The sequence below is a fragment of the Brevibacterium sp. SMBL_HHYL_HB1 genome (assembly GCF_018208375.1).
Lineage (GTDB): Bacteria > Actinomycetota > Actinomycetes > Actinomycetales > Brevibacteriaceae > Brevibacterium > Brevibacterium intestinavium.
Window position 1 is genome coordinate 3,640,339 of record NZ_CP062936.1, and the last position, 26,359, is coordinate 3,666,697.

The 26,359-nt window shown below is 66.5% G+C and carries 26 protein-coding genes and 1 pseudogene; 20 read left to right on the plus strand and 7 right to left on the minus strand.

All coding sequences use genetic code 11. The features are described from left to right. The first annotated feature begins 5 nt into the window (after positions 1–5). From IG171_RS16645 to rplI, 5 genes are all read left to right on the plus strand, one after another. Positions 6–1,328 (plus strand): hypothetical protein, encoded by a 1,323-nt coding sequence (locus tag IG171_RS16645; RefSeq protein ID WP_212128452.1) that lies wholly within the window; start codon positions 6–8, stop codon positions 1,326–1,328. Between the two features lie 108 nt (positions 1,329–1,436). Next, positions 1,437–1,727, plus strand: coding sequence for a 30S ribosomal protein S6 (gene rpsF, locus IG171_RS16650; protein WP_212128453.1), 291 nt, complete (start codon positions 1,437–1,439; stop codon positions 1,725–1,727). A gap of 34 nt (positions 1,728–1,761) precedes the next feature. After that, positions 1,762–2,376, plus strand: a complete 615-nt coding sequence (locus IG171_RS16655; RefSeq protein ID WP_212128454.1) for a single-stranded DNA-binding protein — start codon at positions 1,762–1,764, stop codon at positions 2,374–2,376. A 37-nt stretch (positions 2,377–2,413) separates the two neighbouring features. Further along, complete coding sequence (gene rpsR / locus IG171_RS16660; protein WP_135537718.1) at positions 2,414–2,653, plus strand: 30S ribosomal protein S18; 240 nt, start codon at positions 2,414–2,416, stop codon at positions 2,651–2,653. Between the two features lie 16 nt (positions 2,654–2,669). Further along, positions 2,670–3,128, plus strand: a complete 459-nt coding sequence (gene rplI, locus IG171_RS16665; protein WP_212128455.1) for a 50S ribosomal protein L9 — start codon at positions 2,670–2,672, stop codon at positions 3,126–3,128. A gap of 91 nt (positions 3,129–3,219) precedes the next feature. Here rplI and IG171_RS16670 read toward each other — a convergent pair whose 3' ends face one another. The 4 genes from IG171_RS16670 to IG171_RS16685 all read right to left on the minus strand — a co-directional run bounded on the left by IG171_RS16670 (position 3,220) and on the right by IG171_RS16685 (position 6,502). Beyond that, complete coding sequence (locus IG171_RS16670; RefSeq protein ID WP_212128456.1) at positions 3,220–3,810, minus strand: DUF488 domain-containing protein; 591 nt, start codon at positions 3,808–3,810, stop codon at positions 3,220–3,222. Next, positions 3,807–4,025 carry a DUF2945 domain-containing protein gene (locus tag IG171_RS16675; protein WP_212128457.1) on the minus strand — a complete coding sequence of 73 codons (219 nt, stop codon included), beginning with the start codon at positions 4,023–4,025 and terminating at the stop codon, positions 3,807–3,809. The genes IG171_RS16670 and IG171_RS16675 overlap by 4 nt, the downstream gene beginning before the upstream one ends. Before the next feature lie 102 nt (positions 4,026–4,127). Further along, on the minus strand, positions 4,128–5,303 hold the full coding sequence (gene argE / locus IG171_RS16680; protein ID WP_212128458.1) for an acetylornithine deacetylase: 1,176 nt from the start codon (positions 5,301–5,303) through the stop codon (positions 4,128–4,130). A 329-nt stretch (positions 5,304–5,632) separates the two neighbouring features. Then, positions 5,633–6,502: a class I SAM-dependent methyltransferase gene (locus IG171_RS16685; RefSeq protein ID WP_212128459.1), complete on the minus strand. Its 870-nt coding sequence runs from the start codon at positions 6,500–6,502 to the stop codon at positions 5,633–5,635. A 226-nt stretch (positions 6,503–6,728) separates the two neighbouring features. Here IG171_RS16685 and IG171_RS16690 point away from each other — a divergent pair, with 226 nt between their 5' ends. After that, a complete protein-coding gene (locus IG171_RS16690; RefSeq protein ID WP_212128460.1) occupies positions 6,729–8,042 on the plus strand; it encodes a DUF445 domain-containing protein in 1,314 nt (437 codons plus the stop codon). Positions 8,043–8,114: 72 nt separating this feature from the next. Here IG171_RS16690 and IG171_RS16695 read toward each other — a convergent pair whose 3' ends face one another. Continuing rightward, on the minus strand, positions 8,115–8,531 hold the full coding sequence (locus IG171_RS16695; protein WP_212128461.1) for a VOC family protein: 417 nt from the start codon (positions 8,529–8,531) through the stop codon (positions 8,115–8,117). Positions 8,532–8,700: 169 nt separating this feature from the next. Here IG171_RS16695 and IG171_RS16700 point away from each other — a divergent pair, with 169 nt between their 5' ends. The 6 genes from IG171_RS16700 (at position 8,701) to IG171_RS16725 (ending at position 14,708) form a co-directional block, all read left to right on the plus strand. Then, on the plus strand, positions 8,701–9,552 hold the full coding sequence (locus IG171_RS16700) for an ABC transporter ATP-binding protein (protein ID WP_212128462.1): 852 nt from the start codon (positions 8,701–8,703) through the stop codon (positions 9,550–9,552). Positions 9,553–9,608: 56 nt separating this feature from the next. Beyond that, entirely contained in the window at positions 9,609–10,991 is a 1,383-nt protein-coding gene (locus IG171_RS16705; protein ID WP_212128463.1) for an FtsX-like permease family protein, read from the plus strand. Positions 10,992–11,189: 198 nt separating this feature from the next. Then, a complete protein-coding gene (gene dnaB, locus IG171_RS16710; protein ID WP_212128464.1) occupies positions 11,190–12,527 on the plus strand; it encodes a replicative DNA helicase in 1,338 nt (445 codons plus the stop codon). Positions 12,528–12,580: 53 nt separating this feature from the next. Further along, a complete protein-coding gene (locus IG171_RS16715; protein WP_212128465.1) occupies positions 12,581–13,444 on the plus strand; it encodes a uroporphyrinogen-III synthase in 864 nt (287 codons plus the stop codon). 126 nt (positions 13,445–13,570) lie between these two features. Further along, positions 13,571–14,044, plus strand: a complete 474-nt coding sequence (locus IG171_RS16720) for a hotdog domain-containing protein (protein WP_249203769.1) — start codon at positions 13,571–13,573, stop codon at positions 14,042–14,044. 160 nt (positions 14,045–14,204) lie between these two features. After that, on the plus strand, positions 14,205–14,708 hold the full coding sequence (locus tag IG171_RS16725; protein ID WP_212128466.1) for an SRPBCC family protein: 504 nt from the start codon (positions 14,205–14,207) through the stop codon (positions 14,706–14,708). A 45-nt stretch (positions 14,709–14,753) separates the two neighbouring features. Here the strand turns inward: IG171_RS16725 and IG171_RS16730 are convergent, their stop codons facing one another. Beyond that, a complete protein-coding gene (locus IG171_RS16730; protein WP_212128467.1) occupies positions 14,754–15,380 on the minus strand; it encodes an HAD family phosphatase in 627 nt (208 codons plus the stop codon). A 184-nt stretch (positions 15,381–15,564) separates the two neighbouring features. Next, positions 15,565–15,768: a cold-shock protein gene (locus tag IG171_RS16735; RefSeq protein ID WP_212128468.1), complete on the minus strand. Its 204-nt coding sequence runs from the start codon at positions 15,766–15,768 to the stop codon at positions 15,565–15,567. Between the two features lie 573 nt (positions 15,769–16,341). On the opposite strand from IG171_RS16735, the gene IG171_RS16740 reads away from it, so the two are divergent. The 8 genes and pseudogenes from IG171_RS16740 (at position 16,342) to nrfD (ending at position 26,351) form a co-directional block, all read left to right on the plus strand. Further along, the gene (locus IG171_RS16740; protein ID WP_249203770.1) at positions 16,342–17,448 is read left to right on the plus strand and encodes an LCP family protein; all 1,107 of its coding nucleotides are present in this window, start codon (positions 16,342–16,344) and stop codon (positions 17,446–17,448) included. A 4-nt stretch (positions 17,449–17,452) separates the two neighbouring features. Continuing rightward, positions 17,453–18,208, plus strand: coding sequence for an ABC transporter permease (locus IG171_RS16745; RefSeq protein WP_212128469.1), 756 nt, complete (start codon positions 17,453–17,455; stop codon positions 18,206–18,208). Positions 18,209–18,280: 72 nt separating this feature from the next. Further along, the gene (gene trxA / locus IG171_RS16750; RefSeq protein ID WP_212128470.1) at positions 18,281–18,706 is read left to right on the plus strand and encodes a thioredoxin; all 426 of its coding nucleotides are present in this window, start codon (positions 18,281–18,283) and stop codon (positions 18,704–18,706) included. Next, complete coding sequence (locus IG171_RS16755; protein ID WP_212128471.1) at positions 18,703–19,419, plus strand: class I SAM-dependent methyltransferase; 717 nt, start codon at positions 18,703–18,705, stop codon at positions 19,417–19,419. The genes trxA and IG171_RS16755 overlap by 4 nt, the downstream gene beginning before the upstream one ends. Before the next feature lie 73 nt (positions 19,420–19,492). Continuing rightward, a protein-coding gene (locus IG171_RS16760) for an IS5 family transposase (RefSeq protein ID WP_212127312.1) occupies positions 19,493–20,372 on the plus strand; the annotation gives its coding sequence in 2 pieces (ribosomal slippage) (positions 19,493–19,849 and positions 19,851–20,372; 879 coding nt in all). A 35-nt stretch (positions 20,373–20,407) separates the two neighbouring features. Beyond that, positions 20,408–23,578 (plus strand): annotated as a pseudogene (gene fdnG, locus IG171_RS16770) (formate dehydrogenase-N subunit alpha); the annotation flags it as partial. A gap of 425 nt (positions 23,579–24,003) precedes the next feature. Beyond that, positions 24,004–25,137, plus strand: a complete 1,134-nt coding sequence (locus tag IG171_RS16775; RefSeq protein WP_212128473.1) for a 4Fe-4S dicluster domain-containing protein — start codon at positions 24,004–24,006, stop codon at positions 25,135–25,137. After that, entirely contained in the window at positions 25,134–26,351 is a 1,218-nt protein-coding gene (nrfD, locus tag IG171_RS16780) for an NrfD/PsrC family molybdoenzyme membrane anchor subunit (protein ID WP_212128474.1), read from the plus strand. The genes IG171_RS16775 and nrfD overlap by 4 nt, the downstream gene beginning before the upstream one ends. Positions 26,352–26,359: the final 8 nt, after the last annotated feature.

The following is a 26,359-nucleotide window of genomic DNA, read 5'->3' on the forward strand; positions in this document are numbered from 1 at the left end:
GAGTCATGCCCTCGAAGTCCAGCACCCGGATCGCCGAGCCACTGCTCGGCGGTCCGGTCGGCATTCACCTTGGTGCCGCCGGCCGCCGGTTCCGCAGCGCCCAAGCCTCTGTGCTGGCTGCGGTCCTCGGTGTCACCACCTTCCTCGCCCTGGCTCTGCAGGGTCCGTGCCTGAGCTCGGGATACGAACAGCCGTCCGCCTCGGCGAGGATGTGCGCAGGACCCCTGTCCACGGCGTTCCTCGGTGACACCAACCCCGAGGTGCTCGGCCGGTCACACGGCGGGGCGGCGGCCCTGGCCCCACTGGAAGCCCGCCTGGTCGACCTGTTCCACCTCTTCACCGACGACGTCTCCCTGTTCATGGTCGGCGTGCTCCTGCTCAACACCGCAGGCATCGCGGCACTCGGCGCCGGACTCCTCGTCCTCGCCCGCTTCCGCGGGTGGCTGGTCGCGCTGTTCGCCTCCCCGCTCATCCTCTTCACGCTCGGCTCGACTCTCGACCCGCTCGCCCTGGCCCTGGCGGTGTGGGCTGTGGTCCTCTTCGTCGGAACGCCTCCGCTGCGCCCGCGAGGGTGGTTGGCCGGTGTGCTGCTGGGCATCGCGACGTTCATCAATCCGCTCGCCCTCCTCGTCCTCGTGGCGCTGACCCTGGCCGGACCGAATCCGGCCCGGGGACTCAAATCCCGCAATCCGCGGATGATGCTCGCCGCGGCCACGATCACCTCGGCGCTGCTGCTCGTTGTCGACCTGACCGCGATCGACCGGATCATCCATTGGTACTCCGATGCCGTCGACGGCGGATCCTTCGCCTCGATCCTGGTCATGGCCGAGCTCGGAGACGTAGCCCTCTGGGCGCCGCTGTGGATCATCGCCAGCGGCGGGGTGACCCTGGCCGTTGCGGTCAGTCTGTACATGGTCCGAGCTTCCGGACTCGATCCGGCCGTGTCCGCCTGTCTGCTCATCGGCGGCTGCCTGCTGCTGGCTCCCGGCCTCATGCCCTGGGACAGCCTGTGGCTGCTGCCCTTCGCCGCCCTGGCCATCCGCCGCTGGTGGGTGCTCATCGTCTGGACCGTCGCCGAGGCGGTCTTCGCCATCGGCATCCAACTCGGAGACGTCTCCGGCTTCGAACCGTCGAAGGGGCTCGACCCCTCATTCGTCGCCCTCTTCGCCCTGCTGCGACTGCTCGCCCTCGTCCTCGTCGTGATCATGGCCGGTGAGAACCTCTACCGGCGACGGATCCGCGGTGTGCCGGCGTCGGCGGACCCGCCTCGGCAAGGGCAGGGCCACGGGATCGAACATGACAGCGCACGCACCGCTGGATTAGACTAGGGAGGTCTGTTTCCAATTCGTGACCGGCACGGAGTCGGAACGGGCATGCATATTCCCTCCTGCCATGGACCGACCATGGCCGCAGAGACCAGAGGAGGTGGGTGACATATGCGTCAATACGAGCTCATGCTCATTCTTGATAACGACCTCGAAGAACGGACGCTGGCTGACACCGTGAACAACCTGATCAAGGTTGTCCCGGCTGAGAACGGCACCGTCGACAACGTGGATATCTGGGGACGTCGTCGCTTCGCGTACGAGATCCAGAAGAAGACCGAGGGCTACTACGTCGTGGTCGATTTCCACGCCGAGCCTGCAACGACCAAGGAACTCGATCGTCAGCTCGGACTCAACGAGTCCGTTCTGCGCACGAAGATCCTCCGCCCGAACGCCAAGTAAGGCGCTTCAGCTACCTCGCTTCAAGGAGCATTCAATGGCAGGCGAAACAGTCATCACGGTCGTCGGGAACCTGACCAGCGATCCCGAACTGCGCTTCACACCCAACGGTGCGGCAGTCGCAAACTTCACCGTGGCCTCGACGCCGCGTATCTTCGACCGCCAGGCCGGCGAGTTCAAGGACGGGGAGACCCTGTTCCTGCGCTGCTCGGTGTGGCGTGAAATGGGAGAGAACGTCGCCGAATCCCTGCAGCGTGGTACTCGGGTCGTCGTTCAAGGGCGACTGAAGTCCCGGACCTTCGAAACCAAGGAAGGCGAGAAGCGCACCGTCATGGAACTGGACGTCGACGAAGTCGGCCCCAGCCTGCGACGCGCCACCGCCCAGGTGACGAAGAACACCCCCAGCGGTGGAGGATTCTCCGGCGGAGGCAACTTCGGCGGAGGCCAGGGCGGCCAGCAGGGCGGCTTCGGCAACCAGCAGTCCTCCGGGTGGGGCAACAACCCCCAGCAGGGCGGCCCCCAGGGCGGCCAGCGTCAGGGTGGTTACGGTCAGGGAGGCGGCGCACCTGCCAACGACCCGTGGGCATCATCGAATCCGCAGAGCGGAGGCGGCGGCTGGGGCAGCCCGGGCGCCGATGAACCCCCGTTCTGATCCACGTCTCAAGACATTTCGTTAACAGGAGATACTCATGGCAAAGCCAGAGATCCGGAAGCCTATCAAGAAGAAGGCTAATCCGCTCAAGAAGGGCGAAGCGGCGACCATCCACTACAAGGACACCGCTACGCTCCGCAAGTTCATTTCCGACCGCGGCAAGATTCGTGCACGTCGTGTCACCGGTGTGACCGTGCAGGAACAGCGCGTCATCGCAAAGGCTGTCAAGAACGCCCGCGAGATGGCACTTCTGCCCTACTCGAGCTCAGCTCGCTGATCGGAGGGAAAGAAACATGCCTAACCGCAAAGTGATTCTCAACCAGGAAGTCGACGGCCTCGGTGCCGCCGGCGATGTCGTCGAGGTTCGTGCCGGATACGCACGCAACCTGCTGCTGCCCCGTGGCTGGGCATCCGCATGGTCCGCAGGCGCGGAGAAGCACATCGAGGCTCTCCGCAAGACCCGCCGGGCCAAGCAGATCGCCGACCACGACGAGGCTGTGAAGGCCAAGAGCGAACTCGAGTCGACCACGGCTCGCATCGACATGAAGGCCGGCAAGAACGGTCGCCTCTTCGGCGCCGTCACCCCGGCTCTCGTGGCCGAGGCGCTGCACGAGGTCACCGGGCGCGATTTCGATCGCCGTCAGATCGCTCTGACCGGTCACGTCAAGACCCCCGGCAGCTACAGTGCTGTCGTGCGCGTCAGCGACGAGATCACCGCGAAGATCAAGTTCGAGGTCATCGGCAAGGCCTGATCCGGCCCCGATCACCTCACCATCGCCGAGGCGGCACCCGAGTTCGGGTGCCGCCTCGGCGCTTCTGCTCCGGGCGCCGGCGACACCCGGTTCAGTTCGCCGGGTAGGTGAGCATGCCGTCGGAGTCGACCGCGGCGCCTTCGCTCAGCTTCGCCGCATCGATATGACCGGGACCGAGCACATGGGACACCGGCAGCTGCTGGGCCAGCAGATGGTCGGCGATGAGCCGACGATGGCAGCGCCACCACACGGCTTCGGAGCACATGAGCGCACAGCGGGCGGTTCGGCTCCAGTCGATGACGGTGGCGAGGTCGGTCCGGAACTCCTCGGACAGGCAGTGGTCGGCATAGTTGTGGAAGCTGCGGTTCTGCCACCAGGCGTTGGTGTCGAAGGGAACTGTGCGGCTCACCGGCCGACGACCGGTCAGTCCGCCGAGGCGACGCAGCTCGATGCCGATTTCGTCGAGATCGGCTTCGAGCGCGTCGGCGTTGAACTGCGGATACCGATTCGAACCGGGCAGTCTGCGGACATCGACGACCACCTCGGTGCCGGTGTCCGTCAGCAGTTCGGTGAACTCGTTCAGTGATCGGTTCGAATGCCCGATCGTCAGCAGCCGCGGCAGTTCGTCGGCGTCCGGGCAGCTGCCTGCTGACGACGTCGATGCCGGAGAGCTGTCCGTCATCCTTCGTCGATCAGATGCAGGGCGCTGCCCTTGTGGGCGGCGATGTGATCGGTCTTGTCGCTCTTGATCTCGTACTGCGGTTCCTGCGCCGAAGCACGGCGACGGTGGCCCTTGTAGTCGAAGTCGGAGGTGTGGACCTTCGTGATGGTCCCCGAGACCTGCCCGGCCTCGGAGTTCCATCCCACATGGTCACCGACCGAGAATTCGCTCGCCATGATTCCTCCTCGTCGTCACGGATGCTCTGCTTCCATCCAAGCACGAAGGGACCAGGAGCGAAACCGGTCGGCTCCCGCCTCGGTGCGGCCGGGCTGTGCGGATCAGTCAGCGGACAGGTCGACGATGAGGGCGTCGATGAAGGATTCGCAGGCGGCGATCTGCTCGAGTTCGATGAACTCGTCGGGTGCGTGGGCCTGGGCGATGTCCCCGGGCCCGCAGACGACGGTCGGGATGCCTGCCTCGGAGAACAGACCCGCCTCGGTGCCGTAGGTGACCTTGTCATCGGTGGCGATGCCGCCCCAATTCGCAGCCAGGGACACGATCGCGGCGTCGTGCGGGGTCTCGCAGCCGGGGGCTTCGGCCTCGATGGCGAAATCGACTCTGGCATCGGCGTTCTCCGCGGCCATGGCCCGGCCCAGCCTTTCGGCCTCGGCGCGGAAACGGGCGATGAGGGACTGACGGTCGACCGAGCCAAGCGAGCGGAACTCGAACTGGACGCTCGCCTCGGCGGGGATCGTGTTGACGGCGATGCCGCCGGTGAACGTGTTCGCCGTGACCGTGGTGTAGGGCACGACATAGGCCTCGTCGAAGGGCCCTTCGGTCCGGAACTCGGCGGCGACCGCGTGGACGAAGGCGACGAACTCGGAGGCATAGGCGATGGCGTTGACGCCCTCGGGGGTCAGTGAGGAGTGGGCGGCGACGCCGTGGAAGTCGACGCGGAAGACGTTCATCGACTTGTGCCCGCGGATGACGCGCATGCTCGAAGGCTCGCCGACGATGCAGCCGCGGGGTGCGAGCTCGGCGGCGGTGATCGCCTTGACGAGGTCGATCGCGCCCACGCACCCGACCTCCTCGTCATAGGAGAAGGCGAGGTGGACGGGTTCGCGCAGCTTCGCGGCGGTCAGCTGTTCGAGGCGGGAGAGGATGACGCCGACGAAGGACTTCATGTCCGCGCTGCCGCGGGCGTAGTACCTGCCGTCGCGGATCTCGGGGATGAACGGATCCGAGGACCAGTCCTGGCCGTCGACGGGGACAACATCGGTGTGACCGGACAGCACGATTCCGCCGGTGGTGGTGCCGTCGGCGGCCGGGATGGTGGCGAGCAGATTCGCTTTGGTGCCCTCGAGGTTCGGGATCCGCTGAGAGGTGATGCCCGCCGCCTGGAGGCGGGATTCGACATGGTCGATGAGCGGGAGGTTCGAATCCCGGCTCGTGGTGTCGAAGGTGATGAGGTCGGTGACCTCGGCGAGGGTGGCCTCTGCGGGCTGAGCTGACACGACTGCTCCTGTTGGTCGGCTTTCTGTGGAGACGGTCCGGTCGCGTGGTCTGCGGGCAGTGCCGTGGACGGCCCGGTGGACGACGGCGGCGATCAGACGACTTCACTCTACTGTCCGGGTTCCGGGCGCATGTGCACCGGCCCGCTGTGCGAGACTGCAGCGGTGGTGACGACGGGCGGCCGGATGGCACAGCACTGTGGGCTCTGCCCCGTCCCAGCGATGCCCACGAGACGGTTGACAGCCTGGCTGAGCATTGGCGGACAGTATGGGACGCTGCGAACACGGGCGACGAGTCGGATCAGCCGTATGAGACCAACGGTGGGGGATGCTCAGCGCTCGGCGAGGATGAGCAGGGCTGAATTGGCGGCGTCGAGGCCAGCGGCAGGGATCTCGGAAGACATGTCCTCCCGCATGATCGCGCGTTTGACCGGATCCATCGTCAGCTGAGCCGAATAGGTGAAGACCATCGACAGCCAGTCGTCCCTCGAGTAACGGAGCTCTTCGACGAAAGTGGATTCGTGTGCGGTGAAGCCGGTGGCGCGCAGCTGAGTGAGAGCCGGATGCTCGACGGATGCGAACCTGTCCTCGGCCGCCGTGCCCAGACTCGCGGTCGTCCCCTCGGCGTGGTATCTGGCGGCGACCGCCGCGAGCCGAGTCTGCAGTTCACCCTGGGCCTCGATGTCGTTCCAGGCCAGGGCCAGACTTCCGCCGGGTTCGAGCAGGGTGTGGATGCGCGGCAGGGCGATCATCGGATCGACCCAGTGGAAGGACTGGCCGAAGCTGACGAGATCGAATGTGCGGCCGCGCCGGTCCCAGTTCTCGAAGGACGAGACCTCGACCTCGAGTCCTTTCGCTCGAGCCACGGCCGCCATCTCGGCATCTGGTTCGACCGCGAGGATCTTCGCACCCGCCTCCCTGAGCTGCGAGGCGAGAATACCGGTGCCCGAACCGACGTCGAGGATGCGCGGGACTCTGGCGTCGGGGTCGGTGCCAGTAACGGTGCCGGGGTCGGCATCGGTGCCCGTCCCGGAGTCCGTCGCGGCATTCGAGGAGGTCTGCGTCCGAGTTTCGGCAGCCGCCTCGGCGGCCTGCATGATCGCAGCGATCAGCGCGGCAGGATACCGCGGTCGATAGGCGTCGTAGTCGGAGGCGACCTCGCCGAAGGATTCCGCCCGCCGCCGATCGTCGAAGTACTCCATGGACCGAGCGTATCGTCCGCGACCGGCGTCTGCGGTCATTGTCAGCGACCGCTCGAGCGGGACTCCGGCCTGCCCAATGGAGCCGTCGCCCACTCCCGGTCAGCTGTGGCATGGGAGATCACCGCGGGGTCTCGCCCGGGCCCTGCTGAAATCTCAGCTGTGACCCGGGCCGCGAATGCAGGTCGAACGCCCGGATTTCGCTAGAGTCGGTGACCAGGGGGTAACGATGTCGATCGACAAAGCAGCATCCGTGCCGCACTTCGGCGGAGGCGGCACCGGAGGGCCCGGCGAACTCGGGCCGGAGGATCAGAAGCGCGCTCGCGGACTGAAGAAGATGCGCACGCTTGCGCTGTCCCTGCTCATCCTCGCCACGCTCATCTTCCTGTCCACCCACATCTTCACCGACAACACCGGTGTCTGGGGCTTCGTCTCCCGGGCCTCCGAGGCGGCCATGATCGGCGCGATCGCCGACTGGTTCGCCGTCACCGCGCTCTTCCGCCATCCTCTGGGGCTGCCGATCCCGCACACCGCGATCATTCCGCGCAAGAAGGACACGCTCGGCGCGAGCCTCTCGGCCTTCGTGGCCGCGAACTTCCTCCACGCCGAGGCGGTGTCGACGAAGATCCGATCCGTCGAAGTCTCTCATCGCGCGGGAGAGTGGCTGGCCAAACCCGGCAACAGGGACATCGTGGTCGAACGGGCTGCCGGCGGCTTGGAGTATGTGCTCGCCCGCATCGATGACGATTCCATCAAGGCGCTGACCAGGAACGTGATCGTGCCACGGCTCGTGGCCACGCGGAAGACCCCGGTTCTGGCACAGCTGCTGCGTCAGATCGTGCTCGACGGGGCCCATCACAGACTCGTCGATCTCGTCATTTCCGAGGCCCACACCTGGCTGCACGACAACCCGCAGGTCATCGATGAGATCGTCCACAACCGGGCGCCGTCCTGGGTGCCCGACTTCGTCAACGAACAGTTGGCGAACAGGCTGCAGCGCGAGGTGCTCGGATGGGTCGCCGATGTCCGCGACAACGAATACCACAAGGCGCGTCAGGCCCTCGACGCCTGGCTCGTCGACCTCTCCGACGACCTCGAGTCCGACTCATCGCTGTCCGCCCGAGCCGAGACCATCATCAACGACCTGCTCAGCCAGGAGGGAGTCGTCGATTCGGTGCTCGAGATCTGGACCTCGCTCAAGCAGCTGCTGCGCGAGGCCATCATCGACACCGACGGCGAGGTGCGCGCCCGCATCTGGCAGCTCATCGGCGAATTCGCCGAACGCCTGCAGACCGACTCGGACTTCTCCCGCCGCATCGACGACCGTATCGCCACCACAGCAGGTGATCTGGCCGAGAGCTTCGGCCCCGAGATCGCCAGCGTCATCTCAGATACGATCGAACGCTGGGACGCCAAAGAGGCCGCCGAGCGCATCGAACTCTATGTCGGCCGCGACCTCCAGTACATCCGCATCAACGGAACCGTCATCGGAGCTCTGGTCGGACTCGCGATCCACACCGTCATCGTGCTGCTGCCCGGGTGAGGAACGGCGCAGCAGTGCCGCTGCCCGGGTGAGGAGTGCTGTGGGTCGGGAGAACCCGGAACCGGCGCTGACTCAGGCCTCGGGCGGCTGGGCAGTGGCCTCGTCGACGTGGATGAGCTGGATGAGGTTGCCGACGGTGTCGTCGAGGATGGCCGTGGTGACCGGACCCATCGTCTTCGGCTCCTGAGTGAAGGCCACTCCCAGGGCGGTCAGCCGCTCGAATTCGGCCTGGACGTCATCGACGGCGAACTGGTTGAGCGGCACACCATCGGACTTCAGCGCGGCAGTGAAGTCATCTGCGGCAGGGTGTCCCTTCGGCTCGAGCACCACCTCGACACCATCGGGGTCCTCCGGCGAGACCACCGTCAGCCACCGGGCGTCGTCCCCGACGGGAACGTCGACCTTCGGGATGAATCCGAGCCGGTCTGTGTAGAACTTCAGAGCGCGAGCCTGATCATCGACGGGAATGCTGATCCACTGTGCTCTCATATTGACTCCTCGAAGAGTGAGGTGAACGGGTTGCGGGTTCTTGAGCATACGCGGGATTCGACTCCTGAGGAACCGAGAGGAGAAACCGAGGACCGATGTTGGGTTTTCCTCTCCCCGAACACCGGATGACTCCATGGTGCCTTGCTACTGTCTGCGCCACGATTGAGACATGACGACTTCTCAGCGCCCCGCAATCATCACCGCCCGGCACCTCGCCAAACACTACGGCCAGACCTACGCCCTGACCGGTGTGGACCTCGACATCGGCCACGGCGAATCCCTGGCCATCATGGGGCCCTCCGGATCGGGCAAGACGACCCTCCTGCACTGCCTGGCCGGGATCATCCGCCCCGATCAGGGCGAGATCCGCCTGAACGCCACCGATCGCACGAGCGCCGTCGACATCACCTCGCTGAAGGATTCAGGGCGCACCGCACTGCGCCGCGAGGTCTTCGGCTTCGTCTTCCAACAGGGTCTGCTCCTGCCGGAACTCACCGCGGTCGACAATGTCGCGCTTGCGGCCATGCTCGCCGGAGTGACTCGCGCTCAGGCCACGCAGCACGCCCACGCCTGGCTGCAGCGACTCGGCCTGACTGACCATCTCGACAAGCGCATCGGCCAACTCTCCGGCGGTCAGGCCCAGCGCGTGGCCATCGCCCGCGCCCAGGTCACGCAGCCCGTGGTGACCTTCGCCGACGAACCCACCGGCGCCCTCGACTCCCGCACCTCCACCGAGGTGCTCTCGGAACTGCTCAACTCCACGACGGGACGCGGGGCCACGCTCGTTCTCGTCACCCACGATGAGAGCGTGGCCGCGCGCTGTTCGCGTGTCGTGCGGCTCGCCGACGGGGCCATCATCGCCGATTCCGCCCAGGCTCCTGCGCATCAGGCGTCGGCAGCACAGGGCCAGGGGGCACACGCTGATCAGGTCCCGCCGCGTCCCGACCATCCGGCACCCACCCGCTTCGCAGCTGGGCCCGAGCACATGTCGATGGGCCGACCCGGGCCGAACGACCGGTGATGGACACCGGCCTCGCCCGGCAATCGCCTCCCGATATCCATCTCCAAGGAGTCCCTGTGACAACCGCAACTCGCGTCGTCCCGCTCGTCCTCGGGCGCCGAACGATCACCTCGGCCAGCGCACTGCTCGTCCTCAGCGCGTTCTTCGCCTGCACCACTCTCTTCCTCACCGTCGCCGCCGGCGCCTGGATGTTCTTCCAGACCCCGCCCTCGCCCGACCCCGATCTGCAGGGCATGGACGCGATGTACAAGTTCCTCGCGAGCTTCGCGACCATCCTCCTCATCATTCCCGCCAGCACACTGGCATCCGCCTCGGCGACGCTGTCGGCACGTCGGCAGGACGAACGGCTGTCGACGATGTCCCTGCTCGGAGCCAGGCGCTCGGCCATCGTGGCCCTCGCGGTGGCCGAACCTCTGGTCCCGGCCATCTGCGGAATCGTCCTCGGCGTGCTCGGATACCTGGGTCTGGCCTGGCCCGTGAGCTTCATCCACTTCATGGGTGAGCCCATCGGATATGCGAACATGCTCATGCCGGCCTGGCTCGTGGCCGCCGTCATCGTCTTCCTCATCCTCGTCTGCATCGCCTCGGCGCTCATCGGCCTGCGCAAGGTCGCGATCTCACCCTTGGGTGTGCGGACGAAGGCACTCGAGCGCAAGTTCCCGCTCGCACGAGTCATCATCGCCGTCCTGCTCATCCTCGCCCTGCCGGTGGCCCTGTCCGTCTCACAGGCCGGCGGCCTCGGCATCGGTATCGTTCTCTCCGCGATCGTCGTCGTCTTCGTCCTGGGACTTCTCGTCGTCGACCTCGTCGGCGGGCTGCTCATGCGATGGTTCGCCTACCTGAGCGGAAACCGTGCGGCGACACCCGCGAAGCTGATCGCCGCACGACTGGTCTCGGACGATCCGAAGCGCTTCTGGCGGCGGGTCTCCGGTGTGGCCATGACGGCCTTCGTCGCAGCGGTCGGCGGCACGGGCATCGCACTCATGCAGCTGGGAATGGACACCGCCGATGACCCCGAGGTCGCGATGGCGCCGGAGCAGATGCATCTGCTGCAGGACATCTTCACCGGAGTCCTGCTCGTCCTGGGCATCTCGATCCTGCTCATCGCGGTCTCCGCCCTGATCAACCAGGTCGCCGACATCTACGATCGGGCGGACACCTTCCAGGACCTCTATGCCGCAGGCATGGAGCCCGGCACCATGCACCGGGCCATGGTCCGCGCGGTGATCGGTCCCGTCATCTGGGTCTCGCTGCTGGCCGGCGGCCTCGGTCTCCTGCTCGTCCTGCCCTTGGCCGGAGCAGCGCTCGTGTTCAAGCCGGTCACCTTCCTCACGATCCTCGCCGCGGTCGTCCTCGGCGTCCTCATCATCCGACTCGGACTGCAGGTGGCGAAGCCGATCCTCGTCTCCGTGGCCACGGCGGGACGATCCCGGGACTGAGGGCGCCGATCGGCGCCCTGCCGGACCATCACCGAGGCGGCCCCGCAGATCCGCGGGGCCGCCTCGGCGGTGTCAGGAGCGTCTCCTATCCTTGTGTCGAAGACCCCGGCCCTGGTCCGGGTACAGTTGGAGGGCGCTGAAGGCGGATGACCGCGATCGCGGGTGAGTGCCGATGAGCTTGAAGGAAGAGGAACTTAAGTGAGCAACGATCAGGGCTATGACGGTCTGAGGACCCCGCCGCAGGACGTCGAGGCCGAGCAGAGCGTGCTCGGCGCGATGCTCCTGTCGAAGGACGCCATCGCCGACTGCGTCGAGTCGATGAAAGGCGATGACTTCTACAAGCCTGCTCACGAAACCATCTATGAGGCGATCCTCGACCTCTACTCCCGCGGTGAGCCCGCGGACTCGGTGACGGTGGCGAACTATCTGACGAAGACCGGCGACCTCGCCCGCATCGGCGGCGCCGCCTACCTGCACACCCTCATCTCCTCTGTGCCGACCGCGGCCAATGCCGGCTACTACGCCGCGATCGTCAGCGAGCAGGCGGTGCTGCGCCGCCTCGTCGAGGCCGGCACCCGCATCGTGCAGATGGGCTACGACGCCGAAGGCGACACCGACGATGTCGTGAATTCGGCACAGGCGGAGATCTACAAGGTCACCGAAACCCACACCACCGAGGACTACGTCGTCCTCTCTGACATCCTCGGCGAGGTGGCTCAGGAGATCGAACGCAACGGCAACATCGACGGCCAGACCGCGGGTGTGCCGACGGGGTTCATCGAATTCGACAACCTCACCAATGGTCTGCATCCGGGCACGATGATCGTCATCGCCGCCCGCCCGGGTGTGGGCAAGTCGACGCTGGCGCTGGACTTCATCCGTTCGGCGGCGATCCACAACGACAAGGCCGCCGTGTTCTTCTCCTTGGAGATGGGCAAGAACGAACTCGTCATGCGACTGCTGTCCGCCGAATCCGAGATCCCGCTGCAGAACCTGCGCCGGGGCGAGCTCAGCCCGCATGACTGGACGACTCTGGCGGCGACCGAGGCCCGCATCAACGGTGCCCCGCTGTTCGTCGACGATTCGCCGAACATGGCGCTGACGGAGATCCGTGCGAAGTGTCGCCGGCTCAAACAGCAGCACGATCTCAGCATGGTCTGCGTGGACTACCTGCAGCTGATGTCCTCGGGCAAGCGCGTCGAATCCCGTCAGCAGGAGGTCTCGGAGTTCTCCCGCTCGCTCAAGCTTCTGGCCAAGGAACTCGAGGTCCCGGTCATCGCCCTGTCCCAGCTCAACCGCGGCAGCGAGCAGCGCACGGACAAGCGTCCGATGATCTCCGACCTGCGTGAGTCCGGTTCGATCGAGCAGGATGCGGACCTGGTCCTGCTCATCCATCGTGAGGACATGTACGACAAGGAGCACGAGCGCGCCGGCGAGGCCGACATCATCGTCGCCAAGCACCGTGCGGGACCGACCATGGACATTCCCGTGGCGTTCCAGGGCGCGAAGTCCCGGTTCGTCAACATGCCGCAGTGAGTCAGCGCCTCGCCGGAGTTGCTCAGCCGAGATCGCACCATCAGGATGGGGTCATGGAGCCCTCTCGTGTCGAACTGACCGGCAAACTGTCCGGACGTCGCATCGTGCTGACAGCACAGCGGCGGGCCGAGCAGCTCGCGTCCGCACTTCAACGGCACGGCGCGTCGATCGTGCATGCGCCGACTCTGTCCGTCATCCCGCACATCGATGACCCCGAACTCATTGCCCGCACCCGCGCACTCATCAAGCACAGGCCCGATATCGTCGTGGTCACGACCGGTGTCGGATTCACCGGCTGGGGCGAGGTGGCCGAGGCTGCGGGTCTGCGCGAGGAATGGCATGAGATGCTCACCGGCGCTCGGATCATCGCTCGTGGCCCCAAGGCGCGAGGAGCGATTCAGGCGGCCGGACTCGTGCCCGAGTGGGTCGCCGAATCCGAGACCAGCGCCGAGATCGAGGAGGCCCTCCTCGGCGAGGGAGTGCGCGACCTGCGGATCGCGATGCAGCACCACGGTGCCGGCGCCGACGGCCTCGACGAGTCCTTTGCCGCCGCGGGTGCCGATGTCTGCTCGCTCGTGGTCTACCGGTGGACATCCGCTCCCGATCCGGAAGCTGTGGTCGCCGCGGTCCGCTCGGTTGCGGAACGTCGGTGCGACGCAGTGGCGTTCACTTCGGCTCCCGGGGCCGCCGCCTTCCTCGAGGCGGCTGCCGATGAGGATCTGCTTCCTCAGGTGATCGATGCGTTCACTGACGATGACGGCGGTGTGCTGGCGGCGGCGGTCGGCAGCGTCACGGCGAGGCCGCTGCAGGAGAAGGGGATCACTCCCGTGATCCCCGAACGGTTCCGCCTCGGTGCCCTTGCGCGCATTCTCATCCGTGAACTGGAGACAGCGCAGCCGAGCAGAGTCGACGACTGAGGACTTCACCCGCAGTCGCGGCCTCAGGCAGGGGCACCCCTCGCCGTCTGTCGGGAACGGCACCGCGGAACATCCCCGGAATGCGGGAGAAACGTCAGCGAAACATCGTCTCGGTACTCTGATCGCATGACCGTGACGCCACCGACCACCGCAGACACCCCTCGAACCGAGGGCATGAACTTCTATACCCGCAAATGGGTGCGGCCCGAGGATCTCAACGCCAATGGCACGCTCTTCGGCGGCAGTCTGTTGCGCTGGATCGATGAGGAGGCCGCGATCTACGCGATCATCCAACTCGGCAACCACCGGGTCGTGACGAAACTGATCTCTGAGATCGACTTCCGGTCCTCGGCACGGGAAGGCGACCTCATCGAGATGGGGCTCATCGCCACTCATTTCGGGCGCACTTCGCTGACGATGAAGGCGGTGGTGCGCAATATGATCACGCGCAAGTCCATCCTCAGCATCGACCGGATCGTCTTCGTCGGGGTCGACGAGCACGGCTGCGCGATTCCCCATGGCTACTCGACGATCACCTACGATCGGGACCGCATGCCCCAGCCGCGGTCCGAAGAGTGCGGTGCCGGCGCGGACACCTGAGCCCCTCGGTGCCGAATCCATTCCCCTGTGCGCTCGCCTTGACGTGATAGCCGACTTCCACATGAGGCCGGCCGTTGACGGCCTGCCAGGTCAGGCCGCAACCTGGCCCAAAGGGAACTGAGCACACGAACGGCACAGGCGAGACCGGGAGGCCAGCGGTATGGGACGGACGATGCAGATCAGCGACAGTGTGGTCATCAAGGCGGACGCGCAGTCGATCTGGGAGCAGGTCGCCGACCCGCAGCAGATGCCGCGGTGGAGTCCGGAGAACACCTCGGCTCGCACCCAGTCACCGGTCCGACCGCTCGAAGTCGGAGAGGACTTCGAGGGCAGCAACCGTCGGGGACCTGCGACGTGGGTGACCGAGTGCGTGGTCATCGAGTCGGAGCCGGGCCGACGGTTCGCCTTCACCGTGCGCAGGATCGGACCGCGCTCGCCGGTGCTCCAGGGCGGCATTGCCACCTGGTCCTATGAGCTCGAAGATCTCGGCTCGGAGACGCGAGTGACCGAGACCTGGACCGACGACCGCCGGAAGTGGCCCGATTGGACCGCGTGGCTCTTCGACCGCATCGTCACGCGGGGACGCAGCTTCGCGGACTTCCAGCGCCTGAACGTCCACCGGACCCTGATGGCGATGAAGGACGACTTCAAAGCCGGACGGTGATGCGTCCGGGCCGAGGCGAGATGGGCTCTCCCGCATGCAGGTCGACTATCCCCCGAGCAGACCGAGATCCCGGAGATCGCCGCGCAGCCTCGGCGCATCGGTGAAGACCAGTCCGAGGAAGCCGAGGGACCGAGCAGCCTCGACGTTCGCGGGCAGATCGTCGATGAAGACCGTCCGGACGGGATCGAGGCCGAAGCGTTCGCGGAGGATCTCGAAGATCGCGGGATCGGGTTTGATGAGCCCTTCACGCCCGGAGACGACGACGTCCTCGAGCTGTGTGATCGCCGGTGCGACCTGCGGCGCATGGTGGAAGGTCTCGGCTGACCAGTTCGACAGGCCCAGCAGCCGCGTTCCGGAGTCCTTGAGGTCGGTGACGACCTCGGCCATGCCCTCGATCGGGCCGGTCAACGATTTCTCGAAGCGTTCGAAGTAGAGGGAGACGATCTCTGCGTGCCGGGGATCGGTCGCGCCGGCCCGGGAGACCACCTCGGCGACGGGAACACCGCTGTCGGAGGCGGAATTGAGGGCGGCGAAATCGGCCTCCTCGGCGAAGGCGCGCCACTGTTCGGGACTCATGCGGTCGGCCAAGGGCCTCGTCTGGTCCCAGCCGATGAGGACGTTGCCGAGGTCGAAGACGACTGTCGTGGGGATGTCACCGGTGTGTGCGGTCATGGCACCTGCTTCTCTGAGGGGCGGATCGGTCAGAACCCACGCTACCTGGGCAATCGGCTTCCGGGCATGGAAACAGCGACCCTCCGCTGCGCACAGCCGGAGCGTCCGAAGTCTCGGACGCTGCCGGTGCGGAGCGAAGGGTCGCTGTGATTCTCAGAGGTCTCGGGTGAGACTCACCGAGGTCTCAGAGGCCGCGGACGCGAATCGCCTGCAGTCCCTTAGCACCCATCTCGGAGTCGAATTCGACATTCTGACCCTCGGTGAGCTCGCGGTAGCCGGTGGCTTCGATCGCGGAGAAGTGGGTGAAGACATCTGCCGAACCGTCGTCAGGCTGGATGAATCCGAAACCCTTTTCCGCGTTGAACCACTTCACGGTACCTGTAGCCATAATCTTTGTATCCTTATTTTTCAACTGACGACCGCATCAGCGGTCTTGATGGTCGGATCCGTGACCGGATCCGGCTTTCCCGTTGGATGGACTGAATCCTGGGACGCAGGTCCAACGAAAATCTGTGGGGGCACCGAGGCTGCCCGGACTTGAGCCGAGCACAGCGTGTGCTGGCGGGGAATCCATGGCGGAAGTGAAGACGGGAAACTCTCGGTATCGATGATGCACGCCGAGGTGCGGGATGGAGGTCGATGGGGAATTGGATGAAGAGAACGTGAGGGGCGCGGACGGTAGACACACACCAGTTGGGCAACAGCACAGCACCGAGCGAATCTACCTACGCCGTCGGCACCACGTGTTCGTTGATGATCAGAGGCACTGATCTCATGCACGAACACGATCAAGTCTAACAGAGCCTCGGGAGCTTCGGTGACCAGTCGAGAGGCCGGACGGGGTGACCGCGCACGGATCGGGCGAGTCGTCGTCGCGCCGCGTCGGGTGGAAGGCTCGCGATCTGAGCGTCTAGGATTGTATGCAATCTGCTCACGGCCCCGGATTCAGGAGCGAAGAAAGTTGGAGCACTCCCACGGCACAAAGCCGATCGGCCCGAGGCGGCGACGTCGGCTGGCAGCGAAGTACCGCAGGCGACGCACGGTCGTGGCCACCCTGGCGATCCTCGTCATCGCCGTGCCGGTGACCATCGTCGCGGCCGTCGACAACCTCAGCTCGAACATCTCCTCGGCCCCTCTGCGGGCCGGCACCGGCAGCGGTGTGCCCGAGAAGCTCACGGACGAGACCAACGTGCTCATCCTCGGCTCCGACACCAGGGACCTCGATTCCGGCGAGGACGAGGACTCCGCTGAAGGTGCGAGCCCCGCCGAGGGCGATGGCTCCGCCGAGGGCACGGATGCCGGGCCCGGCTACGGCAGTGCCGAAGGTGCGCGCAGCGATGCGATGATCCTCGCCCACGTCGCCGCCGACACCTCACGCATCGATGCCGTCCAGATCCCGCGTGACACGATCACGGACGTCCCGGCCTGCGACGACACCGGCCACGGGGCCTCGTCGGCGTTCCACGGCATGATCAACTCCGCTCTCAACGCCGGCCCGGCCTGTTCCGTCTCAGCCGTCGAGGAGCTCACCGGAGTGAGGCTCGACCACTTCATCGAGGTCGACTTCGACGGGTTCGCCACGATCGTCGACGCCCTCGACGGCATCCCCGTCGACCTCGACGAACCCCTTCACGACGACAAGGCGCAACTCGACCTCCCGGCCGGTGAGCAGGTACTCGACGGCACGGACGCCCTCGCGCTGGCCAGAACCCGCCATGCCGTCGGCGACGGCAGCGACATCTCCCGCATGGACAACCAGCAGATGGTCATGGAAGCCATCATCGACCGGGCGAAGAGCACCCGGACGCTGACCCGACCCGACAGGCTCTACGGCTTCCTCGACGCCGTCACCTCCTCACTGCGCGTCGATGAGGACCTCGACTCGGTCTCGGCGCTCGCCTCCTTGGCCTCGACAGTCTCCTCGGTGCCCGAAGACGAGATCAACTTCGAGATCATGCCCTGGGCTCCGGCGCCGGAGAACCCCAACCGCGTCGTCAGCGCCCCGGAGGCCGAGGACGTGTTCACCGCCATCATCGACGACGAGCCGATCGCCGACCTCGTAGACTGACCAGGTGACGGTCGACGAACTTATGCACTTCCTCCTCGGCGTCGTCGTGCTCGTGACTGCCGCCGTTGTCATCCTCAGGCTCGCCGAGGTGGGGCTCGGCTGGCTGCCGATCGTGGCGATCGTGCGCGCGATCGTCCAGCTGGCCCTCATCGCGCTCATCCTGCAGGGCGCGCTCAACGCCTGGTGGTCCGTGGCCGCCTTCATCGCGCTCATGCTCACCACCGCCTCGCTGACCTCTCTGCGACGCGCCCGAGATCTGCCGCGCGGGCCGGTCGGCGCCGTGGTGGGAGTCGTCGTCGGTGCGCTCGTGACCCTGACTCTGGTCCTGGCGCTCGGGCTCGTCGACCGGGAGTTCGAACGGGTCATCGCCATCGCCGGGATCGTGATCGGGAACTCGATGACGATCGCGACGCTGTCGATGCGCCGCTTCGCCGCCAACCTGCGCACGGGCGTCGGTGAGGTCGAGGCCTGGCTGTCCCTGGGCGCCCGTCCGCGACGGTCCGTGCAGCGTCTGCGGCAGGATTCGATCCGCGAGGCACTGCTGCCGGGCCTCGACCAGACGAAGAACACCGGTCTCGTCACCCTCCCGGGAGCATTCGTCGGCGCCCTCTTCGGAGGTGCCTCACCTCTCGAAGCCGCGGAATTCCAGATCGTCGTCCTCGCCGCGCTCGTACTGGCCGGAACCGTCACCGCCGTTCTATCGACCTCCTTCGCCGCCGGTGCCGGCCGGCTGCCGGCACCGGCGGCGGTGAGCCGCTGACCGCCGATCGGCAGGACCCCGTGTTCACGACTGTCCAGTGAGCACTCATCCGCACCCCCTAGACTGACCCGCATGTCTACGATCGAAATCACGCAAGACAACTTCGAGTCGACCATCAACGACAACGAAATCGTCCTCCTCGACTTCTGGGCCGATTGGTGCGGCCCGTGCAAGCAGTTCGCCCCCGTGTACGAACAGGCCGCCGAGGCCAACTCCGACATCGTCTTCGGCAAGATCGACACCGAAGCCCAGCAGCAGCTGGCCGGACTCTTCGCGATCTCGTCGATCCCCACCCTCGTCGCCTTCCGCCAGGGAATCGTCGTCTTCGCCCAGCCCGGCGCGCTGGCCGCACCCCAGCTCGAACAGGTCATCACCGCCGTCAAGGGCCTCGACATGGACGAGGTCCGCGCCGAACTGGCCAAACAGGAAGCCGCAGGCCCAGACACCGACGCGAACTCTCCCGATTCGATCCCGGACGATCCGAGCACCGAACAGTGAACGACGACACCGCGAAGGAAACAGCACAGAATACGGCCGAGGGAGTGCCGAACTCCGTCGCGGCCTGGGAGGAGCGCTACTCGGAGTCCGAGGACGCCGTATGGTCGGGCAACCCGAACGAGGCCCTCGTGGCCACCGTTGCCGAGATGACCCCCGGCCGCGTCCTCGACGTCGGCTGCGGAGAGGGCGCCGACGCCATCTGGCTGGCCGAGCACGGCTGGGACGTCACCGGCATCGACCTGTCGACAACGGCCATCGACCGTGCCCGCACGGCCGCTGAAGCCCGCGGAGTCCACCCGGAGTTCGCCGTCGGCGACGTCTCGACCTGGGAACCCGAGACGGCATCGGGCAGCGACGAGGCCCGAGGCGACTTCGACCTCGTCACCGCATTCTTCCTCCACACCCGTCTGCCCGACACCCGGGAGGAACTGCTGAGCCGAGTCGCCGCGCAAGTGGCACCCGGCGGTTCACTCCTGCTCGTCTCGCATGCGACCATGCCCCCATGGGCGGCCGAGCACGATGAGAAGTTCGACCACGGGATGGACCACCATCACGAGCGCGTGAGCCCGAACGGGGACTTCGCTCTGCTCATCGGGGCCAGTCCCGACCGGTGGGAGATCGAACTCGCCGAGATCCGCACCCGGCAGGTGACCTCGCCCGAGGGCGAACCCACCGAACTCGAGGACGCGGTCCTGCTTGCCCGCCGAGTCTGAGGTGCTCACCAGGTAAGGCACACCTAGGGCGTGTCTGATAAATTTCCCGGTGGGATTCTGAAACCCTGGAATCGTGTCTCGATTCCAACTACTCACTGATGACCAATGGGCTCTCATCGCCGACTACCTCCCGGCACCGACCGGCCGACGAGGCCGCCCGTTCTCCGATCCCAGACAGATGGTCGAGGGCATCATCTACCGCTACCGCACCGGTATCGCTTGGCGCGATCTGCCCGAGACCTTCGGCAAATGGCAGACCGTGTGGACCTGGCACCGCCGCCTCGCCGCCGACGGCACCTGGGATGCCATCCACCAGGCTCTGACTGTCCACGCGGCAAAGAATGACAAGGTCGACTTCACCGTCTCAGTCGACTCCACGATCGCTCGCGCACATCAACACGCGACGAACATCAGCCGCGTAAAAAAGGGACTCGTCGAATTACAAGGATCTACTGACAGAGTCGCCTGACCACGCTTTCGGCCGCTCGCGCGGAGGCTTGTCGACAAAGACTCATCAGCTCGTCGATGGCCACGGGCTGCCGCTGGTGTCGATCTGCACCGCTGGTCAGGACGGCGACAGCCCGATGCTCGCCCCTCTGTTGGACAACCTTCAGGTCGGTCGACGCACCCGCCCGGACGCCGTCCTTGGCGACAAGGCCTACTCATCGAGAGCGAACCGGTCACTGCTGCGGTCGCGGAAGATCGAGGCAGTCATCTCCGAACCGTCCGATCAGCAAGGCCATCGTCTCCGGCGAGGATCAAAGGGTGGCCGTCCACCGAAGTTCGACGCGATCAAGTACAAGGGTCGCAATGTCATCGAGCGCGGTTATGCCCGTTTGAAGCAGTGGCGAGGACTGGCCACTCGCTATGACAAACTCGCCGTCGTCTATCGAGCCGCTGTCGTGCTCAACGGTGTCATCGCTTGGTTACAGCATTTATCAGACACGCCCTAGTGCACATTCGGCGCACTTGGGTCTATGGTTGAGCCATGGCTCGGTTCAGCTTCCTCGAGTGGCCGGTGCTCCGGCAGCTCCGCACGTCCGACAGTACGGGCCGCGGAGAGTCAGTGGTGTCGCAGAAGACACGGGAGACCGCACCGCGGACCACCACGGCCGACAAGGTCGTCCAGTCCGTGTGCCCCTACTGTGCCGTCGGCTGCGGGCAGAAGGTCTTCGTCAAGGACGACAAGGTCGTCCAGATCGAAGGCGACCCGGACTCGCCGATCTCACGCGGTCGTCTGTGCCCGAAGGGCGCGGCGAGCGAACAGCTGGTCAACTCCCCCGGACGCGTCACCGATGTCCTCTACCGGGCCCCGAGGGCCAAGGACTGGACGAAGATCGACCGCGGCACCGCGATCGACATGATCGCCGACCGCTTCCTCGAAGCTCGTCGCAACCACTGGGAGGACGTCGACGAGCACGGCCATCCGCTGCGTCGGACGATGGGGATCGCCAGCCTCGGCGGGGCGACCATCGACAACGAGGAGAACTACCTCGCGAAGAAGCTCTACACGGCGGCCGGGGCGATCCAGATCGAGAACCAGGCGCGCATTTGACACTCCGCCACGGTTCCCAGTCTGGGAACCTCGTTCGGGCGAGGCGGCGCCACACAACCCGTCCAGGATCTGGCGAATGCGGACTGCATCATCATCCAGGGTTCCAATATGGCCGAGTGCCACCCCGTGGGCTTCCAATGGGTGACCGAGGCCAAGGCCCGAGGTGCCCGCATCATCCACGTCGATCCTCGTTTCACACGCACCACCGCGATCGCCGATAAGCACGTTCCCATCAGGGCGGGCTCGGACATCGTGCTGCTGGGCGCGCTCATCAACCGGGTGCTTTCCGAAGGCGAGCATTTCGACGAGTACGTGCGTGCCTATACGAACGCCGCGAATCTCATCAGCACCGACTACGTCGACACCGAGGACCTCGGCGGGCTGTTCTCCGGCTTCGACCCGGACACGAACTCGTACGACAACTCCACGTGGTCGTACCAGACCGACGAGAACGGTGCGCCGCTGACCGACCCGAGCCTGGAGGACCCGAACACCGTCTTCCAGATACTGGCGCGCCACTACTCGCGCTACACGCCCGAGGTGGTCGCGGACAGCTGCGGCATCAAGCCGGCCGACTTCGACTATCTGTACGAATCGGTCACGCAGAACTCCGGGCGGGAGAGGACGACGTGCTTCGCCTACGCGGTCGGGTGGACGCAGCACAGCCTCGGCGCGCAATTCATCCGCACTGCCTCGATCCTGCAGCTGCTGCTGGGCAATATGGGCCGCCCGGGCGGCGGAATCATGGCTCTGCGCGGGCATGCGACGATTCAGGGGTCGACCGATATCCCGACCCTGTTCAACCTGCTGCCCGGCTACCTGCCGATGCCCAGCGCAGGTGTCCACGACAGCTTCGACGACTACGTCGCCGCCGTCGGCACCCCGGAGACCCACAAGGGCTACTGGGCCAACGGCCGCGCCTATGCCACGAACCTGCTCAAGGCCTGGTGGGGTGATGCGGCGAACCAGGACAACGACTTCGCCTTCGACTATCTGCCGCGGATCAACGGCGCCCACGGCACCTACCAGACACAGGCGAGGATGCTCGCCGACGGCGTCGACGGCTACTTCCTGCTCGGGCAGAACCCGGCCGTGGGTTCGGCCAACGGGCGGATGCAGCGGATGGCGATGAGCCATCTCAAGTGGATGGTCGTGCGCGATTTCAGCCTCATCGAATCCGCCACCTGGTGGAAGGACGGGCCGGAGATCGCCACCGGCGAGATGAGGACCGAGGACATCGAGACCGAGATGTTCTTCCTCCCGGCTGCCAACCACACGGAGAAGGCCGGCACCTTCACCCAGACCCAGCGGCTCGTCCAGTGGCGGCACAAGGCGGTCGATCCGCCCGGCGACGCGCAGAGCGAACTCGACTTCTTCTTCGAACTCGGTCAGCGCATCCGCGAGAAGCTCGCCGACTCCGATGACCCCAGAGACCGTCCGCTGCTGGACCTGACCTGGGACTACCCGATCGACGAGGCCGGAGAAGTCGACGCCGAGGCCGTGCTGGCCGAGATCAACGGCTATTTCATCGGCGGTGAGCGCGACGGACAGCCGTTGGACAACTTCAACCAGATGACCTCCGACGGCACCACGGCCGGCGGCTGCTGGATCTACGCCGGCGTCTACTCCGGCGGTGAGAACATGGCCGCCCGCCGCAGACCGCGCACCGAACAGGACGAGACCGCTGCCGAATGGGCGTGGGCGTGGCCGGCCAACCGCCGCATCCTGTACAACCGCGCCTCGGCGGCCCCCGACGGCACCCCCTGGTCCGAACGCAAGAAGTTCGTCTGGTGGGATGAGGACGCCGGGAAGTGGACGGGCAAGGACGTGCCCGACTTCCCCATCGACCGTGCCCCGGCGGCGAGGTCGGACCAGGCCTACGGCGGTCCCGCACACCTCGACGGCGACGACCCGTTCATCATGCAGGCCGACGGCAAGGGCTGGCTGTTCGCACCCAGCGGCATGGTCGACGGACCGATGCCCACTCATTACGAGCCGCAGGAATCGGGCGTGCCGAATCCGCTGTACCCGCAGCAGAACAGCCCCAACCGGATGGTCATGCGCCGCGGGGACAACCTGTCCGCACCCGGCGCCGGCTTCCCGGGCTCCGAGGTCTACCCCTATGTGTTCACGACCTACCGGCTGACCGAGCATCACACCGCCGGCGGCATGTCCCGCTGGCTGCCGTACCTGTCCGAGCTGCAGCCGGAGATGTTCTGCGAGATCTCCCCGGAACTCGCCGCCGAGGTGGGGCTCGAACCCTACGGCTGGGCGACGCTGATCTCCCCGCGAGCGGCGATCGAGGCCCGGGTGCTCGTGACCCGGCGGATGACTCCGCTGACGATCGGCGGGAGGACGGTCCACCAGATCGGTCTGCCCTACCACTGGGGTGTCGGCGGCACCGGAGCCGTGATCGAGGGCGACTCGGCCAACGACCTGCTGGGCGTGACGATGGATCCGAACGTCTACATCCAGAACAGCAAGTACGTCGCCGGATCGATCATCCCCGGCCGACGTCCCCGCGGGGCCGAGCTCGTCGACTTCGTCGAGAAGTACCAGCGCGAGGCCGGTCTGACTCCGGAATCGGGCAATCAGCAGGTCACGGTGTCCGCCGAGGACCTCGCTGCCTCCCAGGGGACCAGCCACGGAACCAGCCGAGGAGGCCACGCCCATCGCGGAGGCGATTCGGCCGTCGGCGTCACCCCGGCACGCACCCACGGCGGGGATCCGGCAGACGACACGGCCGCCTCGGCGACGGTCGACAGTGCCGATGACCGCAGCGGCCGGGTCGATCTCGAGCCCGTCGAGACGGCAGTGGCCAACCGCGCCGACGACGGTGACCCGACCGACGGCGATCCCGATCACGGACGGCATGCCGACGGCAGCCCGATCACCGCCGCCGAGGTGGCGGCCGCGGAAGCACGCGCGATCGCCGCACGGGCGAGGTCGGTCGAGGCGGCATCCGAGGATGCGCGCAGCGAGACGGCCGAGGGCCGGCAGACGCAGGATGAGGAGAAGGAGGGCGACTGATGTCGACACCGACGATCGATGACGATGCGTTGGCCGATGGTCACTGGCACGATACGCAACACCATCGCAAGGGGTTCTTCACCGACACCTCGATCTGCATCGGCTGCAAGGCCTGCGAGGTCGCGTGCAAGGAATGGAACCACAACCCGCAGGACGGCACCTTCGAACTGCTGGAGTCCTCCTACGACAACACGGGCAGCCTGGGCGCGAACACCTGGCGCCATGTCGCCTTCATCGAACAGGATTCCGACCGGATCGAGCAGGCCCGGGAGTCCGGGCGCAAGCTCGTCAACCTCGGCATGCCGAAGGTGCGGCCCCGAACCGAGGAGTCCACCGACGGCGGGTCGCTCGACGGGGCGCTCGGTGCCGCCGCCGAAGGCAGGAGCAGCGCCGGACTGCCGACGACCCCGCAGATGGACGTCGATCTGCTGGCCCCCGGAGCGCTGGAGCCGACGGACCCCGATGACTTCACCGGCGTCGACACGACCCCGCCGGACACCGCGGACTTCCGCTGGCTGATGTCCTCGGACGTGTGCAAGCACTGCACTCATGCCGGCTGCCTCGACGTATGCCCGACGGGAGCGCTCTTCCGCACCGAATTCGACACCGTCGTCGTCCAGAACGATGTCTGCAACGGCTGCGGGACCTGCGTGGCCGGCTGCCCCTTCGGCGTCATCGAACGCCGCGACGACGGCACGATCAACACGCCCACCGACCGCGGGGATCGCAAGGCCGCGGACATGGACGTGCCGGATGCGGGCACCGCGAACAAGTGCACGCTCTGCTACGACCGCCTCGTCGATGGGCAGGAACCGGCCTGTGCGCAGACGTGTCCGACCCAGTCGATCAAATTCGGCGATCACGAGGACATGGTCGACCAGGCCCACGATCGCGTCGCCGAACTCCACGCCAAGGGGCTGACCGAGGCCCGGCTCTACGGAGCGAACCCGAACGACGGCGTCGGCGGCATCGGATCGGTCTTCCTCATCCTCGACGAGCCCGAGGTCTACGGTCTGCCTCCGGACCCGCGGGTGCCGACGAAGGACCTGCCCGGCATGTTCGCCCACGCCGGAGCCGCTGCTCTGGGCATGGTCGCCGCGGCCGGACTCGCGTTCCTCGGGAGCCGCCGTTGAGCACATCAGAATACGATTCCTACCGCCCACCCGAGCCCGAAGGCGGACGCCGGAAGCGTCGCCGAGGCGGTGGCCCGGGTGCCGGAGGCGGCCGACGCGGTGGTCGTCGGGGCGGGGGTTGGAAGAACCGCGGTGCCGAGGGCAATCGTGAGATGCCGATGGTCGAGGACGTCGAGTTCACGTCCTACTACGGCAGACCCATCGTCAAGGCCCCGCCCTGGGGTGATGAGATCGGGGCCTACCTGTTCCTCGGCGGCCTCGCCGGAGGTTCGTCCCTGCTGGGCCTCGGTGCGCAGATCAGCGACCGGCCCGGGCTGCGTATCGCGAGCCGGATGACGGCGATCACCGCGACCGCTGTCGGCGGAGCGGCACTTGTCGCCGACCTCGGCCGGCCCGAGCGCTTCCTCAACATGCTGCGGGTGTTCAAGGTCTCCTCACCGATGAGCCTGGGCACCTGGATCCTGTCCGGGTTCGGTGCCGGTTCGGGCGTGCTGGCCGCCATCGAAGTCGATCGCCTGACCGGAGAGAGGGTCCTGCCGCTGGGGCCGCTGCGCCGCGTGCTCCATGCCCTCGAAACACCTGCCGCCATCGAGTCCGCTGTCTTCGCCACACCTCTGGCCGCCTATACGGGAGCGCTGCTCGGCGATACCGCGGTTCCCACCTGGAACGCGGCCGGTCGCAACGGTCTGTCGTATGTGTTCGTGGCCTCGGCCTCCGTGGCCGCAGGGGGCGTGGGCATGGCCCTGGCTCCCATCGGTGAGACCGGACCGGCTCGACTGCTGGCGCTGACCGGTGCCGCCGGTGAGATGGTGGCGATGGATCGGATGAAGAAGGGCATGCATCCGGCCGAGGTCGACCCCCTCGAGGACGGCGAGCCCGGGCGCAAGCTCGACCGGGCGGACAAGCTGCTCATCGCCGGTGCTCTCGGCACCGCCGCCGTCGAGGTCGGGGCCAGAGTGTTCGCGAAGAAGCTCGGCGCTCGGGCCGGGGCTCCCGGCAAGCGCAGCTGGAAGACCCGAGCCGCGCTGCGCGGACTGTCCGTCGTCTCCGGTGCGGCACTCGCGGCCGCCTCGGCGTACACGCGCTTCGGCGTGCTCGAGGCCGGCATCGAATCGACGAAGGATCCGCGCCACGTGGTCGAACCGCAGCGCGCTCGCCTCGAGGAGCGTCGCGCGGCCGGCATCGTCGACGACTCGATCACCACCGGCCGGTAGGGTCGCTG